General features: G+C 60.6%; 15 protein-coding genes. 13 read left to right on the plus strand and 2 right to left on the minus strand.

Annotated elements, in window-relative coordinates:
• Positions 1 to 93: 93 nt before the first annotated feature.
• The 4 genes from ASE85_RS16960 to ASE85_RS22620 all read left to right on the plus strand — a co-directional run bounded on the left by ASE85_RS16960 (position 94) and on the right by ASE85_RS22620 (position 2,291).
• Entirely contained in the window at positions 94 to 699 is a 606-nt protein-coding gene (locus ASE85_RS16960; protein WP_056691015.1) for an acyl-homoserine-lactone synthase, read from the plus strand.
• On the plus strand, positions 696 to 1,559 hold the full coding sequence (locus ASE85_RS16965) for a phytanoyl-CoA dioxygenase family protein (RefSeq protein ID WP_056691018.1): 864 nt from the start codon (positions 696 to 698) through the stop codon (positions 1,557 to 1,559). Before ASE85_RS16960 ends, ASE85_RS16965 begins: the two co-directional genes overlap by 4 nt.
• Positions 1,559 to 1,750 (plus strand): transcriptional regulator domain-containing protein, encoded by a 192-nt coding sequence (locus ASE85_RS23420; protein ID WP_056691021.1) that lies wholly within the window; start codon positions 1,559 to 1,561, stop codon positions 1,748 to 1,750. The genes ASE85_RS16965 and ASE85_RS23420 overlap by 1 nt, the downstream gene beginning before the upstream one ends.
• 61 nt (positions 1,751 to 1,811) lie before the next feature.
• Complete coding sequence (locus ASE85_RS22620; protein ID WP_162237477.1) at positions 1,812 to 2,291, plus strand: DNA -binding domain-containing protein; 480 nt, start codon at positions 1,812 to 1,814, stop codon at positions 2,289 to 2,291.
• 40 nt (positions 2,292 to 2,331) lie between these two features.
• On the opposite strand, the gene ASE85_RS16985 is transcribed toward ASE85_RS22620, so the two are convergent.
• Together ASE85_RS16985 and ASE85_RS16990 are read right to left on the minus strand one after the other, a co-directional pair.
• Entirely contained in the window at positions 2,332 to 2,550 is a 219-nt protein-coding gene (locus ASE85_RS16985; protein ID WP_056691030.1) for a helix-turn-helix domain-containing protein, read from the minus strand.
• A gap of 564 nt (positions 2,551 to 3,114) precedes the next feature.
• Complete coding sequence (locus tag ASE85_RS16990) at positions 3,115 to 4,197, minus strand: LysR family transcriptional regulator (protein WP_082462890.1); 1,083 nt, start codon at positions 4,195 to 4,197, stop codon at positions 3,115 to 3,117.
• Positions 4,198 to 4,235: 38 nt separating this feature from the next.
• Between ASE85_RS16990 and ASE85_RS16995 the strand changes: the two genes are divergently transcribed.
• The 9 genes from ASE85_RS16995 to ASE85_RS17035 all read left to right on the plus strand — a co-directional run bounded on the left by ASE85_RS16995 (position 4,236) and on the right by ASE85_RS17035 (position 16,311).
• A complete protein-coding gene (locus ASE85_RS16995; protein WP_056691036.1) occupies positions 4,236 to 6,578 on the plus strand; it encodes a TonB-dependent receptor in 2,343 nt (780 codons plus the stop codon).
• Positions 6,579 to 6,667: 89 nt separating this feature from the next.
• Entirely contained in the window at positions 6,668 to 7,672 is a 1,005-nt protein-coding gene (locus ASE85_RS17000; protein WP_056691039.1) for a sugar phosphate isomerase/epimerase family protein, read from the plus strand.
• A gap of 72 nt (positions 7,673 to 7,744) precedes the next feature.
• Positions 7,745 to 8,134, plus strand: coding sequence for a C-glycoside deglycosidase beta subunit domain-containing protein (locus tag ASE85_RS17005; RefSeq protein ID WP_056691042.1), 390 nt, complete (start codon positions 7,745 to 7,747; stop codon positions 8,132 to 8,134).
• Between the two features lie 10 nt (positions 8,135 to 8,144).
• The gene (locus tag ASE85_RS17010) at positions 8,145 to 9,338 is read left to right on the plus strand and encodes an MFS transporter (protein WP_162237478.1); all 1,194 of its coding nucleotides are present in this window, start codon (positions 8,145 to 8,147) and stop codon (positions 9,336 to 9,338) included.
• 13 nt (positions 9,339 to 9,351) lie between these two features.
• The gene (locus ASE85_RS17015; protein WP_056691325.1) at positions 9,352 to 10,995 is read left to right on the plus strand and encodes a GMC family oxidoreductase; all 1,644 of its coding nucleotides are present in this window, start codon (positions 9,352 to 9,354) and stop codon (positions 10,993 to 10,995) included.
• Between the two features lie 39 nt (positions 10,996 to 11,034).
• Positions 11,035 to 12,675, plus strand: a complete 1,641-nt coding sequence (locus ASE85_RS17020; protein ID WP_056691048.1) for a family 43 glycosylhydrolase — start codon at positions 11,035 to 11,037, stop codon at positions 12,673 to 12,675.
• A 57-nt stretch (positions 12,676 to 12,732) separates the two neighbouring features.
• Positions 12,733 to 13,884 carry a Gfo/Idh/MocA family protein gene (locus ASE85_RS17025; protein ID WP_056691050.1) on the plus strand — a complete coding sequence of 384 codons (1,152 nt, stop codon included), beginning with the start codon at positions 12,733 to 12,735 and terminating at the stop codon, positions 13,882 to 13,884.
• On the plus strand, positions 13,881 to 14,960 hold the full coding sequence (locus ASE85_RS17030; RefSeq protein ID WP_056691053.1) for a sugar phosphate isomerase/epimerase family protein: 1,080 nt from the start codon (positions 13,881 to 13,883) through the stop codon (positions 14,958 to 14,960). The genes ASE85_RS17025 and ASE85_RS17030 overlap by 4 nt, the downstream gene beginning before the upstream one ends.
• A 25-nt stretch (positions 14,961 to 14,985) precedes the next feature.
• A complete protein-coding gene (locus tag ASE85_RS17035; protein WP_056691056.1) occupies positions 14,986 to 16,311 on the plus strand; it encodes a family 1 glycosylhydrolase in 1,326 nt (441 codons plus the stop codon).
• The last annotated feature ends 469 nt before the right edge of the window (positions 16,312 to 16,780 follow it).

Genomic DNA, 16,780 nt, shown 5'->3' on the forward strand with positions numbered 1-16,780 from the left:
TCCGGATCACCTGTCAACCCGAGCAATTGCTCGGTCTATCTGCGCCGCCGCCAGCCTGCTTCCTTGCGCCTGCCAACCATTGGAGGCGCTCGCATGATCCACATTCTAGACCATCAGTCTTCCCGTCCCCGCCATGCCCTCGTCCAATCGATGTTCGTGGACCGCAAGGCGCTGTTCGTTGATTTCTTCGGCTGGGACATCCCGGTTCTCGACGGCCGTTTCGAGATGGACCAGTTCGACACCGACGATGCCCTCTACGTCATCGTGGCAGACGCGGAGGGTAGCCATGCCGCCTCGCTGCGTCTGCTGCCGACGGAGCGCCCCCACATGCTCCGCACAATTTTTCCCGATCTATGCCCGCTCGGCGTGCCCGAGGATGGCTGCACCTGGGAAAGCACGCGGTTGTGCCTGCCGCGCCGCCATGGCGCTGCGCGCCGACGCGCGTTGCGCAACCAACTCTTCTCCGCCGCCGTCGACCTCGCTCTCCAGCGCGGAATCAAGCGCTATACCGGTGTTCTTCCCGAGCCGTTCCGCAAGGAACTGCTCGCCATGGGTTGGAGAGCCGAGCCGCTCGGCCCTGCCGTTCGCATGCAGGGCGGACTGGTCGGTGCCTTTCTCGTTCACATCGATCCGGATACGCCGCGCCGCCTGTCCTGGACACAGACCTATGTCGATGCGGACATGGCGGTGGTGGCATGAGCAGCGCCGATCGCTTTGCCGCCGCTCTCTATCGGGATGGCTGGTCCCTCCTGCCAAGGGCCTTACCCCCCACCGATCTGCAGGCGCTCGAAAAGGACCTTGCCGACGCCTTTGCCAGGACCCCTCTATGCCAGGGCCCGTTCTACGGCGAGCGCACCCGGCGGTTCGGCGCGCTGCTTGGCCGCTCGGCCCTGGCCGAGCGCCTCGTCATGCATCCGGCGATCCTGGCTATCGTCGAAGCAATGCTGCTGCCGTGGTGCGAGCGTATCGCCCTTAATCTTACCCAGGCGATCGAAATCACGCCCGGCGCCCTGCCGCAACTCCCGCATCGCGACCAGGACATGTGGCAAGGCCCAAAGGGCAGTGTCGAATATCTCGTCAACGTCATGTGGCCCCTGACGCCATTCACGCGTCAGAACGGAGGCACCCGGCTCTGGCCCGGCAGCCATCTCGACCAGGATGTCGCATTGTTCCCGGAAGAGGAATCCGTCGTCCCGCATGTCGGCTTGGGTGACGCACTCATGTTCCTCGGATCGACGCTGCATGGCGGGGGCGGCAACGCAAGCACCGCTCCGCGCCGCGGGATCATCGTCAGCTACTGCCTCGGATGGCTCAAGCCCTTCGAACTCCAGTGGCTGGTCTACCCGCCCTCTGTCGCCCGGGGCTTTTCTCCGGACCTTGCCGCCTTGGTCGGCTATGCGCAGCATCGCCCGAATCTTGGAAATGTCGAGGGCCAGTGCCCATCCATCCTTCTAAGCGACGAGGTGCCCCGCCACCTGCCTGCGGTCGACGCCCTGCGGTCGGACCAGGTCGAAGCCGCGAACCTCTTCGTACGTGGCCAGATGGGTGAGATGGGGTGATGACCGTGCCCGGCCGCGCCCGCCTCGACAGGCTCAGCACGCTTGCGCGAAGCGGGCGTGCCGGGCTTGCCTGGGAAATCAGGCGGCGCGACCCCGCCTATCGTAGCGCGGTCCTGGACCTTGCAGACCAGCCGACGGGAGCCGTCATTTCCGCCAGCTTCACTGCAGACTGGGGGCTGCACTTTCGCTGAAGATCCGGCGTCGGATTGCGCCAAGGTCCTGCCGATCTGGTCGGCGGCCGCGGACCCGTGCGTGCTTCGGGCCCGCGTCGTGCCGCCGACTGCAATTGCCGCCCCCCTCTGGTTCGACCTAAGGTCACGCCATGCCCTCCGAATCCAAGGTCAGGATGTCGAACATCTGGCCTTCGCCGCCGGGGGAGAGATCGCACGCCTCGACATTCTGGGTGGCCTTGGCGAAGGAGACCGCTTCGTCCTTCTTTTCGAAATGGCTGCGGACACCCGGATGGACGGGCAGATGCGCGCAATTCGCCGCATCTGCCATCCCGCGCGGCGAGAGGAAGTGTCGTTACGGCTGATGCGACACCATCAGTCCCTTCTTGCCTGCGATGCCCAAGCTTCAGGGGCGAGCCTGCGCGAGATTGCCATTTTGGTTCTGGGCGAGGGTGACTGGCCCGGCGATGGTGAGCATCGCAAGTCGCAGGCCCGTCGGCTGATCGAGGCTGGGAAGCGTTTGCTGCGCCAAGGGCCTGGCGCCGTGCTGAATGCGATCTAATTCACGCGCGGTGTCTGACGCGATAAGGTTCAAACCGCGTCTAATTCGGCTCTATCGGCTGGACAAGATCCGCCGGCATCGCGTTCACGGATTGCGCCAGCATCCAGATGGAGATGGCTGTTGGATTTCGCTGCCCACGTTCGAGCCATCCGATATAGCTTTGAGAAAACCCGGACTTTTCAGCCACAGCTTCCTGCGTGAGACCCTGCTGCTTCCTTAGACGAGTAAAGTTCTCCCCGATGACCCTGCGCATATCCATCGCTCAACCGTCGGGGAATTGCGGCGCGCTCGTTATTCACTATAATGAATAATTGCTCGCATGGGATGGGATTGGAGTGTGCGTTCGATGATCGATGGGCAGCCGCTAATGGCTCTCGCACCGCAGAGCCACAGCCCAACCGATTACGATCGATCGCAACTGGCGCTCTATGCCGCCATTCTCGACTGGTTAGATGGAGGACGGGGCTGGGCAGACGGCGCGCGAACTCTCATGGGTCTCAATCCGTCTGATGCGGGTGCATGTGACTGTTGGCAGTCTCATGCGAAACGTGCCGAATGGCTCACTGGTGGTGGCTTGCAAGGCGCAATTCTCGCTTTTGGCTCTCGTACGAACCTGTAAAGCCGCATCGCGGCCCGGCCGCTCGTTCCTGCTCGTGACCCCCAGTGGAGGCAAGCTCGGGCACTGAAATTACCGTCCGACCGGAAACAGGAGGGATGGCATTTGTTGCTTCCCCGTTGTCACGCTTTCTGACCCGCGGACAAAAATGACGAGGCCGACACGACGGTAGCCTGATAGGCCGACCGCTAGCACTTGGTTTTGATGTTAATCCCGATCGTCAATGTCTGCGACGGTTTCACGCAGTTGAGCACGCAGCCAAGCCAAACCGCTATCCTGTTTACGCATTTGATGAAACATCATGACATCCATCATAGTGGGCATCGACACGGGAACGTCCCAGACTGCTAAAGGTAGGTTCCGCGCTGCAGTCTTGACGAGGCGGCTATTGAGGATCGCGATGAGATTTGTCTCGATCAGGGATGGGGGTATGCAACTGAAATTTGGTGCAACCAGAGCAATGCGGCCCGTGCCTCCATAAATGGACAGCTGCTGGTCGGACAATATGCTCGCCAGCCTGACACGGTCGAATTTCACGATCGCCTGGGGCAGAGACAATATTGTTTCTAGCGTCGGCTGGACTTGCAGGGCAGGATTGCCCCGCCAGCCTACCAAGACCAAGTCGTTGGCAACGAGCGGCTCTATGATGTATTCCGGGTCGGAATAGATACTGGGGGTCAGGACAAGGTCGAGTTCGCCTTTGTGCAACAATGGCGAGGGATCACCCACAGGGGGACGCACTTCCAGCATCAGGTGGGGCGCATGGTAAGAGAGGCGCCGTGTCAACGCGGGCAGGATGACTGGCACGAGATGGTCAGGCATTTCGATCGTAAAGCGGCGTGTAGAGGTGGAGGCGATGAATGATCGCTCGATCTCGACGACCCCAGTGATGCTTAGAATTGCTTCCCGCAACGGCTGACGCATCGAGTCCGCTAGTGCAGTCGGCATCATCCGGCGTCCTGTCACAATCAAAAGCTCATCTTCGAAATGCTGACGCAGGCGCGCGAGTGCTGCGCTCATCGCCGACTGACCGACATGCATTCGGTTAGCCGCGCGCGTAACATTCTGTTCTTCCAAAAGAATGTCCAGCGCTACGAGCAAATTTAGATCCAGGCCTTTCAGACGCATTGCGATCTCCATCCAGAAGCATGTCAAATATCGGTAGAAAAGCATTGAAACAAACAATTTTTCAGATGCCACCCGCGATGGCATTGTTTGCAGGCTACGAAGGGTCGGCAACGAACGACCATGAGTCAGCGCCAATAAAAAGGCTGACTGCCGCATCGTCATAGGGTGCAGATGGTCCAGCCCCTCAGGAGGGATGCAAAATGCGCAAGCTGATATTCATGCTGTTTCTTGGAGCAGCCGCGCCGGCTCTCGCTCAGGCTGATGCGACCAATCCGCCCGCTAAGTTGGATGCCACCATGGACGGCTCGACCGACATCGTGGTGACTGCCCAGCGGCGCGCCGAACGGTTGCAGGACGTGCCGGTTAGCGTCACAGCAGTAACCGCCGAAGGGCTTGAAGCGCGCGGGATCAGCAATCTTAGCCAGTTGAGCCAGGCGGCGCCCAGCCTTCAGGTCAGTGGCGAGAATAATTTCACGGTGCGCGGCGTCGGGACCCTGGCATTTCAGCAGGGGCTGGAATCAAGCGTCGCCATCGCGCAGGACGAGGTCAATCTGGTCAGTTCGATCCTGGGCGGCGCAGTGGGGACATTTTACGATGTTGCGCAGGTCGAAGTATTGAGCGGACCGCAAGGCCTGTTGTTCGGGAAGAACGCGTCGGCGGGTCTGCTCAATATCGTGACGCGGCGTCCGGAGCTGGGCGAGTTCGGCGGCGATCTGCAGCTGGAAGGCGTGCATCGTCCGACCACGCCGAACAATGGGTCGGGCTTTATCGGGCAGGGCACGATCAACGTGCCGATCGGCGAAAAATCGGCATTGCGCATCAACGCCGTCTATTCGTCGCAGGATCCGGTGGTGAAGTTCGTCGGCAGCGGCAGGGGCGATTTCGGCCAGACCCAATATGGCGTGCGCGCGAAATATTTGATCGAATTCAGCGACGCGGCCTCGCTCTACATCATCGGCGACTATAATGAAGAACATGGCATCGCGACCTATTTCGATCGCCCCTATGCCAGCCTGGCACCCAATGCGCAGGCGTTGGGTTCGCTTCGCGCCATCGGCATCGAACCGGGCCTGGACACTTTGCTGATCGGCGGTGGGGGCGACTTTTATCGCGACGTGAAGCGTGGCGGCATCCAGGCGAAGTTTTCCTATGAACTTCCGTCCGGTGTCGAAATCAGCAATATCGCAGCATGGAAGGCCGCGAGCCGTCGTCAGAATTTCGATACCGATTATACCAATGTGAACGGCGTCGACATCAATAGGTCGGCGACGGACTATAATCAGTTCACGAACGAATTGCGGGTCGCGCTTCCCGCGGCCAATCGATTGACCGGACAGGTCGGCCTGTTTTTCTACAGCGGCCATACGAAGAACGACAGTGCACTTTATGGCTTCAACTTCCTGCCTACGGCTGCTCTGCCCAACTTCCCCTTTTGCGTCGGTGCAACGAATATTGGCACCGGTCCTGGCCAGTGTCGGCGCAGCAACACCGCTTTCATCGGGCAGGACGGAAGGTTCGATCTGGACAGCAAAAGCTACGCTGGATTCGGGCAGTTTACCTATGAGGTGGTCGACAATCTGAAGCTCATCGCGGGTGGCCGTGTCACGCACGACAGGCTCAGCGGTGACCTGGCACAACATCAGGGCCAGTATTTCGTGACGCTAGGCGTTCCACTCGTGACGTCCGACCAGGTGTCCAACACCAATTTCAGCTATCGTCTTGGTGCGCAATATAATTTCACGCGCGACATCATGCTCTACGGCACGTTCGGGCGCGGGTATAAGGGGCCGGGTTTCTCGCAGAATGTTCCGCGTCTGGGCGTGTCGCCGGTCGTCCAGCCGGAGATCAACAATAATATTGAAGTTGGCCTGAAGTCGAGCCTGCTGGATCGCAAACTGGTGTTCAACCTGACGGCGTTCCGGTCGAAGTTCAAAAATCTTCAGGTTTCGTCCTTCAACCCGGAATTGGGATCGACGGTCGTCCAGAACGCCGCGTCGGCCAAAAGCCAGGGCCTCGAGATGTCGATCAACGCCCGGCCGCAGCGTGGCCTGACGTTCAATGTGGCAGCGACCTTGCTGGACTCCAAGTTCCAGGATTTCCCTGGCACCGAATGCTATAGCGGTCAGCCCGATGCCTCCTGCAACGTGGCGACCGGCCGTCAGTTCAATGCCGGCGGTTTGCGCACCCCCGCTTCGTCCAAACTGGTGGCCACGGCGCAGGTGCAATATGAGTGGGCGTTGAACACATCGCTCAACGCCTTTGTCGAAGGCAATATCCTGCATCGGTCGTCGCAATGGTTCACGATCAACCAGGCGCCGGGCACGCGGCTGGGTGGGTATGAGACGCTGGGTGCGAGCATCGGGCTGCAAAGCCTGAACGGCTGGCGCGCGTCGCTCTTTTGCCGGAACTGTTCCGACAAGTTCGTGCCATCGTCGCTGAGCGTAGATCCGGGCGAGGCCAATAACGGCCGATTGGGCACGGGTTTCCTGACCAACTTCAATTCCGTCCGCCAGATCGGCGTCAATTTTGGATTTGAGTTCTAATCGGGTCCGGCGATCCTGACTGTCGCTGGACCGCCGGGACAAACATCACATTCCCTGTTTTTCGTGCGCTTGCTGGAGGCTGACTACCGATGACATCCAAGATCAAACGCGGCGTCAGCCTCTATAGTTTTCAGGAGGAAATGTTCCTCGGGCAAATGACGGTGGACGACTGCGTCGCCTTTGCCGCGTCCATCGGCGCTCAGGGGATCGAGATCCTGCCCGAACAGAATATGCCGACATTCCCGAATATATCGGACCATGACATAGCCGCATGGCATGACATGATGGCGCGGCATGGCACGGAACTGACCTGCTATGACATGTTTCTCGACACCAAGGCCCGCAAGGACCGGTTGATGACCGATGACGAGCAGGTCGCGTCGATCCGACGGGATCTCCTGCTCTGCAACAAACTGGGCATTCGCAATATGCGGGTGCTGGTGTTCGTGCGACCGGACATATTGGAGCGATGCGTTCCCTACGCCGAAGAACTGGACGTGCATATGGGCGTGGAGGTCCATGCCCCTTGGCATATGGACCATGCCTGGATCCTGCGCACGGTAGAGGTCGCAGACCGGCTGGGCACCCGGCATCTTGGCCTGCTGCCCGACATGGGCATTTTCATGAAACATTATCCGCCGGTCTTCTGCGACCGCTTCATCCGGCAGGGCGCTCGGCCTGAAGTCGTCCAGTTCATTCTGGATCAGCATGAACAGAAGATCATGGCGGAATATGTCATCTACGAAGTCGCCGTGAAGATGAGGGGCAACAAGGCGGAAGTGGCCATGGTCGAAACGCTGCGTCATCACCCCTATGCCAACCCCAGGCGTATTCGTGATTACATACCCTATTTTCGCCATATCCAGGCGAAATTCTATGAAATGGATGCGGACTGCACCGATCCGACCCATGCTTATGAGGAGGTCATCAACGAACTCGTCGCGGGCGGCTGGGACGGTTATCTGTCGAGCGAATATGAAGGCAATCGCTGGGTCCAGGATGTGCAGCCGGTCGACAGCCGCGAACAGGTGCGACGTCAGCACATCATGTTCGATCGGTTGATCGCCAAGGCCGAGGCGCGGGATGCAGCTTAGCCGGTCGGCTAAGGCCCAGACGCTATCCTCAAACGCTGGCCGTTTCCCGCATTTTGAAAGGCAATCGACGCGATGTTCGACAAATATATTTTGGTAGACGGCAGCCTGCGCAACGCGGCGGACGGCTTTTCTTTCGATGTCATGCTGGGCTATTATCGCGGCCTTGGCCTGTCTATGATCGAAGACTTGGTGGTCAGCGTCGATGGCCAGGCCGTCCCGCGTGACGCCATATGGTTTGATGAAGGCAAAGGCCCCATCACGCTTTCGGACATGGAACAGGCCTATGACCGACGCTGGCCATTTGGCAGCAAGGCGACGATCATAGTGAAACATCCGCAACCGCTTGCTGCGGGCGATCACCAGTTATCGCTCAAGGAAGTGCTGCGCATATCCTATCTTCCCTTCCCGCTAGTGGCGGAGGACAGCAAAACGCTGACACTGGCGCCGACCGTGGCGGCATAGGGGTATGATCGTGGGAGCGACGTTCCAGCAGGCCAGACCGGTGCGACACCCTACGGCAAAGGGTGTAACGCTTGTCTTTGCGCAGGTCCTGCCTGTCATGGCGATCGTCGCTCTTTTCCCCGCCATTCCCAAGCTATTTGCGCATTTCGGTGGATGGCCGCACGCGGGCCTGCTGGTGCCGATGATTGTCACGATCCCCTCATTATGTGCCGCGCTGTTCGCGCCGGCGGCAGGATGGATCGCCGACCGCTTTGGTCGGCGTCCAGCCTTTATCGGCGGCATTGCGCTATATGTCGTCGCGGGTCTGACACCGCTGGTGGTGGACGATCTGATCCTGATCGTCGCCAGCCGGGCGGTGCTGGGTCTGGCCGACGCCTTTGCGATCACGATCTCCAGCGCTTTGATCGGCGATTATTTCGGCGATCAGCGCTATCGCTGGGTCGCCTGGACCGGAGCGGCGACATCGATCGCCGGCACGGTGCTGATCGCCGCGGGGGGCATATTGGCCGATATCAGTTGGCGTGGACCCTTTGCCATCTATGCGCTGGCCGTCCCGCTGCTGTTGATGGCCATTGCGTTCATCGATGAACCGGTATCCGACGATAGCGGCGAGCGGCCTGGTAAACCAGCGGGCTTTCCCTGGGCTGCGGCCTTTTCAATCGGGTCGGTCACGCTGATCGCGTCGATCATTTATTATGTCGAGCCGTTGAACATCGCGACCATCCTGGCGGATCGCGGCGCAGGGTCATCCACCCAAGTCGGGCTGATCCAGGCTGCCACCAGCCTTGCCTACATCGCTGGCGCCTTCCTGTATCGGCACTTGCATGGTCGTAGCATCGGCGCGTTGCTGGGCATTGCCGGTGCGCTGATCGGCGCGGGGATGATCGTGATCGGCCTGACGACCAGCTATCATGGCGCAGTGGCAGGCGCCACCGTCCAGCAGTTGGGCGGCGGCATGGTCATTCCCGCATTGCTCGCCTGGGGCCAGGCACGCCTGCCGTTCGACCAGCGTGGTCGGGGCATGGGAATATGGGCGACATCCTTCTTCGCTGGCGCCTTCCTGTGTCCTCCCATCCTGTCCGCCATTGCTAGGTCGGTTGGCGGTCTTGCGCCCGCGATCCTGACGATGGGCGCCATCGCCCTGATTTTTGCCGCGCTCGTTCACTTCTCCATGGGGCGCCGACATGACGCCACTGTCGCTTGAAAAGAGCCTTTTCATGACCTCTGCCGATACCGAATATGACTATATCATCGTTGGCGCAGGCTCGTCGGGTTGCGTGCTGGCCGACCGGCTAAGCGCGGACGGCAAGAGCCGGGTCCTGCTGATCGAGGCAGGCGGTCGCAATGAAACCGAACTGGTAAACATGCCGCGCGCCTTCATGAAGATGTTCGGTAATCCAACGCATTTCTGGCATTTCCCGGTCAAGGCGCAGGCCGGGCGGCCGGAAGGCGAGATATGGCCCTATGGCCGTGGCCTCGGCGGCTCCAGCTCGACCAACGGCACATGGTATCTGCGCGGCATGCCCGCCGACTTTGATGGCTGGGCGCAGGCGGGACATGGCGAATGGCGCTGGAGCGAAATCGAACGCTGCTATCGGGCGATGGAGAGCTACCGCAACACAGGCAGTCACCCGTCGCGCGGCAGAAGCGGTCCGCTGCAGATCACGCAGCTACCCTATCGCTCGCCGGCCATCGCCGCGACAATCGAGGCGGGGGTCGAAATGGGCCTGCCCCGGCTGGAGGACATCAACACGCCGGGCACAGCCGGGATTGGCTACACCCAGGCGACAGTGAACCGCCGGGGACGCCGCGCGTCGAGCTATCAGGCGTTCCTGAAGCCAGCAATGCGGCGGCCCAATCTGGTCGTGCTGACCGATACGGTCGTGGAAAAAGTGGAGATCATGGGCAAGCGCGCGACCGGCGTGCATGTCCGCACCGACAGCGGCGGCCAGACTTTCGGTGCACGTCGCGAAGTGATCCTGAGCGCTGGCGCCATCCAGACCCCCAAATTGTTGCAGCTGTCAGGCGTGGGTCCTGCGGACATTCTCAACCGGGCCGGTGTGCCGGTGCTGCACAACCTTCCCGCGGTTGGCCAGAATCTAGCCGATCACGCGATGTTTTCGATATCCTACCGCCTGCACAATGATCCCGGCGCCAACCGCGAATTTTCCGGATGGCGTTTGATGACCCATGTCGTTCGCTATTATCTGACGCGCAAGGGGCTGATGGCTTATACATCGCCCGAGGTGACCGCGCTGTTGTCGATGCACTCGTCACCCGAATGGCCCGATGTGCAATTTGGCATCGGCCCATTTTCCATGCGATCTTCCGAAGAAATGAAGGCCGATCCGGGCCGTGGTGCGCTCGAAGACAAGCCGGGCATCACCGTGAACGCCATCGCCTTGCGTCCCAAAAGCCGGGGCAGCGTATCGATCCGGTCGAGCGATGTCGCTGACATGGTGGACATCGACGCCAACTGGTGGGGCGATCCTGATGACAAGGCCTTCATGATCGACATGGTGCGCCTGGTCCGGCGGTATATGGCCCAGCCGGCGCTCAAACGCTTTGTCGGCGATGAAGTGGTGCCGGGCGCGTCTGTTGAAACGGACGATCAGATTGGTGCGGCCCTCGAATGGCTGACAAGCCCTGGCGTTCATGCGACCGGCACGTGCCGGATGGGGCCAGCGCGGGACAGCGTCGTCGACAGTCGGTTGCGTGTGCATGGCATAGAAGGTTTGCGGGTCGTGGATTGTTCGGTCATGCCCGTCCCGCCCGCGGGCAACACCAATGGTCCAGCGATGGTCATCGGGTGGCGGGCCGCCGAATTGATCGCACAGGACGCCCGCGACACCCAAGCCTGAACCGCTCAAGATAGAAAATGCCAGTCGAAGGAGAGCATTATGAAAACGCGCCGGGATGCCATGAAGTTCGCTGCTGGGGTCGCAGCGATACCCGCAGTCCTGCCGCCCAATGCCCTCGCCTTGGCAACTGCAACTGAGGCAAATGCAGCATGCCACGCAGATGCGCCGAAATGGACCGGGGGGATCGAAGGCCAGCGAAAGGCGGATCTGGGCAACGGCTTTTATCGCAATCCGGTTATTGCGGGGGACTATCCCGATCCGTCCGTGCTGAAGGATGGGGATGATTATTACATGACCCATTCCTCGTTCGAAGCCTCGCCGGGCTTGTTGATCTGGCATTCGCGCGATCTGGTGAACTGGACGCCTGTAGGACCGGCGCTGCGGGAACCGCTGGGCACAGTGTTCGCGCCAGACCTGGTCAAGCATGGCGACCGCTACTTCATCTACATTCCGTTCATGCGGGCACCCTGGTCCACCGGGCTGGCAAGCTTTGCCAACATATATGTCATCCACGCCGCGTCGATCGACGGCCCATGGAGCGACCCCATCGACCTGGGTATCGGCGGATTGATCGATCCGGGCCATGTGGTGGGCGAGGACGGACATCGCTATCTGTTCCTGAGCGCTGGCAAGCGGGTGCGCCTGTCTGCAGATGGCGTTCGCACCGATGGTCCGGTCGAAACCGTCTATGATGGCTGGCGCTACCCGGACGACTGGATCACCGAAGCCTATGCGCTCGAAGGTCCGAAACTGTTTCGGCGCGGTGATTATTTCTATCTGGTCAGCGCAGTCGGCGGGACCGGCGGCCCTGCCACCGGGCATATGATCATCGCGTCGCGATCGCGCTCAATCCATGGTCCCTGGGAACATTGCCCGCATAATCCGATCCAGCGCACGCGCAGCGACGCGGAAATGTGGTGGTCACGGGGCCATGCGACCTGCGTCGAAGGGACCGATGGGCGCTGGCACATGATGTATCACGGGTTTGAAAATGGGTATCGCTCGCTGGGTCGCCAGACGTTGCTGGAACCGATCGAATGGACGGCCGAGGGATGGTTCAAGGCAACAGGCGGCGACCTATCCAGGCCGCTGCCAAAGCCCGCAGGGCGCGCCGGCACTCATGGTTTTGCACGATCGGACGATTTTGCCAAGTCCGGTCTGGGCACAAGATGGAGCCTGCATGGCAGCGCCCCCGCCGAAGCCGGGCGCGTGTCCTTAGGCGGCGGCGCGCTGACCCTGGCGGGGAAGGGGACCGGTCCGCAGGACAGCTCTCCTCTCATCCAGCAGGTGGGCGATCGGGCCTACGACGTCAGCGTCGAAGTGGAACTGGTCGGCGCAGCGACAGGCGGCCTTCTGCTGTTCTTCAATGATCGACTGTTCCTAGGCATGGGCATCGATGGGCAGAAAATGGTCACTTATCGGGGTGGTAAGCCAAGCTATTGGGCGGAACCCGCGCCACCCCTGCGCCGCCTTTTCCTCAGGATTGTTAACGATCATCAGATCGTGACATTCTACTACGGTACGGACGGAAAGGCATGGATCCGCCACGGAGTCCGCAACGAAGTATCGGGCTATAACGCCAACACGACGGACGACTTGCTGAGCCTGCGACCCGCCCTATTCGCAACCGGGGGCGGATCGGTCCGGTTCCGGCGTTTCGCCTACAAGGCACGGGCCTAAGGTCTGCACGGTGACTGCGCCTGTTTCTTCCTCGCTCTTCCCCAAGGTTCTTGCATCATGGTAGATCCGGTTCGTTATGCGATGATCGGCGGTGGCGAAGGGGCGTTCATCGGACCGGTCCACCGCACCGCCGCCGCTATCGCGGGCAATTGCCGCCTGGTGGCCGGTGCATTGAGCAGCGATGCCAGCCGGGCGCGTCGATCCGGCGAGATGGTGGGGATTGCCCCAGATCGCAGCTATGGCAGTTTTGCCGAACTGATTGCACGCGAACGCGCTCTGCCTCCACAGGTGCGCGCCCAGTTCATCGCGATCGTGACCCCCAATCACGTCCATGCGCCCGCTGCCATCGCAGCGCTGGAGGCCGGCTTTCCTGTGCTCGTCGACAAACCATTGACCGACACTATGGCTGCCGCGCTCAATTTGCAGGACGTCGCTCGGCGGTCGGGCGGCCTGCTCGGCGTCACTCACACCTATACCGGCTATGCGATGGTGCGGCAGGCGCGAGCGATGATCGCGCAAGGCGGGCTTGGTCAAGTCCGGCGCGTTGCGGTCCGTTACACGCAGGGATGGCTGGCCACGGCGCAGGACGCGACAGGCAAGCAGGCGCAATGGCGGGTTGATCCCGCCCGATCCGGCCTAGCCGGGGCGTTCGGCGATATCGGCAGCCACGCCTTCAACCTGGTTGAATTCATCACCGGCGAGAGGATGACGCGTATCGCTGCGGACATCCGCGCTGCTGTGCCTGGTCGCTTGCTGGACGATGACGGTGCGGCGATGTTCCATCTGGCGGGCGGCGGACGCGGCACATTGATCGCCAGCCAGATTTGCACCGGCGATGCCAATGGGCTTGAGATATCGCTATGGTGTGAGGAGGCCGGGCTGCACTGGCGTCAGGAGCAGCCCGACAGGCTACGGGTTGCGCGACGATGCGGTCCAGAGGAGATATGGCGGGCCGGGACCGATGGCGCGTGGCTGGACCCGTCCGCTCTGACGGCGGTCAGATTGCCCGCTGGCCACCCCGAAGGCTATCTGGAGGCTTTTGCCAATATCTATCATGATTTTGCCGAAGCGGTTGCGGGCCGCGTGCCCGCCCAACCTGCCTATGCCAGCCTGGAAAACGGCATAGCTGGCATGCGCTTCATTCAGGCCGCGCATGATAGCAGCGCGCGGGACAGTAGCTGGGTTGATCTGGTTGGAGAAACACAATGAAAGGCCCCGCAATTTTCCTGGCGCAATTTGCTGGCGACGCTGCACCGTTCAACACTCTGGAATCAATGGTCCGTTGGGCGGCAGGGCTGGGGTATAAGGGCATCCAGATACCCAGTTGGGACGGCCGTTTGTTCGATCTAGCTCGCGCGGCAGAAAGTCAGGATTACTGCGACGAAGTGATCGGGCTGTGCAGGCAGGCCGGTGTCGAGATTACGGAACTCTCCACGCATCTTCAGGGGCAACTGGTTGCCGTGCATCCGGCTTATGATGCCCCGTTCGATGGCTTTGCCGCCCCCCATGCCCGGGGCAATCCGACGGCGCGCACGCTATGGGCCATGGAACAGCTAAAGCTGGCCGCGCGCGCCAGCCGTCGCCTTGGCTTAACCGCCCATGCCACCTTTTCAGGGGCGCTGTTATGGCAGACCGTCTATCCATGGCCACAACGACCGGCTGGCCTGGTTGCGGAGGGGTTTGCGGAACTGGCCCGGCGCTGGCGGCCGTTGCTGGATATTTTCGACGAAAATGGCGTCGATGTCGCCTATGAACTACATCCTGGCGAGGATTTGCATGACGGCCTGACGTTCGACCGTTTCCTGGATGCGGTCGATCATCATTCTCGCGCCAAAATTCTTTATGATCCCAGCCATTTTCTGCTGCAACAACTCGACTACCTCGCCTTCATCGACATCTACCACACGCGCATAAAATGCTTCCACGTCAAGGATGCGGAGTTTCGCCCCAATGGCCGGGCGGGCATCTATGGTGGCTATGCCGACTGGGTCGATCGGCCGGGGCGCTTCCGTTCACTCGGCGATGGACAGATCGACTTCAAGGCGATCTTCTCGAAATTCACGCAATATGGCTATGACGGCTGGGCCGTGCTGGAATGGGAGTGCGCGCTTAAACATCCCGCGCAAGGCGCTGCCGAAGGCGCCCCTTTCATTGCCGCGCACATGATCCGCAAGACCGATCATGCCTTTGATGATTTCGCCGGATCAGTGGCGGATACGGCAACGAACCGCCGGATGCTCGGCCTTGATGACGGACATGCCTCAAACTTCATGCAACCCTCATAACATCAAACGAAAATAGGAACGTGCAATGATGGATCGACGGCAATTTGCGGCGGGCCTGGCCATCGCAGGCAGTGCGCTGGTATCAAATCCTTCGCTAGGCAAAGTCGCGCCGCGTCGGACCTTTCCCACAGGCTTCCTGTGGGGGGCTGCTACCGCAGCCTATCAGGTAGAGGGTAATAATCTCAATTCGGATTTGTGGCTGGTCGAAGCCGCGCCTGACACCCATTATGCCGAACCTGCCGGTGACGCGGCCAACAGCTTTGAGCTATGGCCGGTCGATCTGGATCTGGTTAAGGCAATGGGGCTGAATACATACCGGTTCAGTCTGGAATGGGCACGAATCGAACCACGGATTGGCGAGTTTTCGATCGCCATGCTGGACCATTACAAGCGGATGATCGAAGGGTGTCGCTCGCGAGGAATAAAGCCGTTCGTAACCTTCAACCATTTTACCACACCGGCCTGGTTTGCGTTGCGCGGAGGGTGGAGCCAAGCCGACGCGCCGGACCTGTTCGCGCGCTATTGCCTAACTGCTGCGAGACATCTCGCTGAGGGAATCGGCTTTGCCACCACCCTGAACGAGCCAAACCTGGCGGGCCAACTGGCAAGCGTGTTACCCCAGGACATCGCCAAGTGGCTGCTCCCCGCAGACAAGGCGGTCTGCGAGGCGATCGCCAAAGCTCATGGCGTGCCGCTGTTCCTGGCAGGCAATAATATCTGGTATCCCGATCCGGCGGCAGTGCAGGCGCAACTGCTCAGAGCCCATGCTCTGGGGCGGGCCGCCATCAAATCCGTGCGCAGCGATCTGCCCGTCGGTGTCAGCCTGGCGATGGTCGACGATCAGGCCGTGGGTCGCAACAGCCTGCGTGACGGCGTCCGCGAACGTCTTTACGCGCCGTGGTTGCGCGCGGCACGACAGGATGATTTCGTAGGAGTCCAAAATTACGAGCGGACGTTGTGGGATGCGAAGGGCCGTATCGATCCGCCCGTAGGTGGTGATCGAAATGCAGCTGGAGCCGAAGTCTATCCGGCATCATTGGCGGGCGCTGCGCAATATGCCCATTCGGTTGCTAATGTGCCCATCATCGTGACCGAGCATGGCGTGAATACGCCGGACGACAAAGTCCGCCAGCGTCTCATCCCTGCGGCGCTTGCAGAACTGCACAAGCTGATTGCGCACGGCGTTCCGGTTCAAGGCTATATCCACTGGTCGCTGATCGACAATTTTGAATGGGGCTTTGGTTACAAACCGAAATTCGGCCTACATGAGTTGGACCGCCGGACATTTCGACGGACGCCCAAGCCAAGCTCTAACATACTTGGCACTATCGCGCGAAACAACTCGCTCTGACGCGCGGATACGACCGCATGTGCCAAGTGTTGGCGTGGGTATCCGGTCCGCAGTCGCCGGTCCTGCTGGCGTGACCTTGAAACCCATCCTTCAAATCGACAACACCGGGCGGACGACCGGCGGCTTAATGAAGACTGAAATAGGCGGCCATGACGCTGTTCTGGTCCAACGTTTTGAGTCGACACCGTAGGTTGAGCTTAGGTCCAACATGGTAGGGCTATCGTCGGCCAGCTTCTATGCGGCTTTCACGTCGAAAGAGGCGTTGTTCCAAAACGTCGTGGACCGCTATGTCAGCTCCTATGGTGAATCATCATCGCCGCCCGAACGCTACAGGTTTCTGCGGGTTTCTAGCTGTGGGCCCATGCCTGCGCGAGGTTGCCGTTGTGGTCTGAGTGAGAGTGACTTGCCCGGCAATGGTTAGCATCTTAAGTCGCAGGCGCGTCGGCTGATCGAGGCTGGCGGTCGCTGG

It is taken from the genome of Sphingobium sp. Leaf26 (assembly GCF_001421665.1).
Taxonomy (GTDB): domain Bacteria; phylum Pseudomonadota; class Alphaproteobacteria; order Sphingomonadales; family Sphingomonadaceae; genus Sphingobium.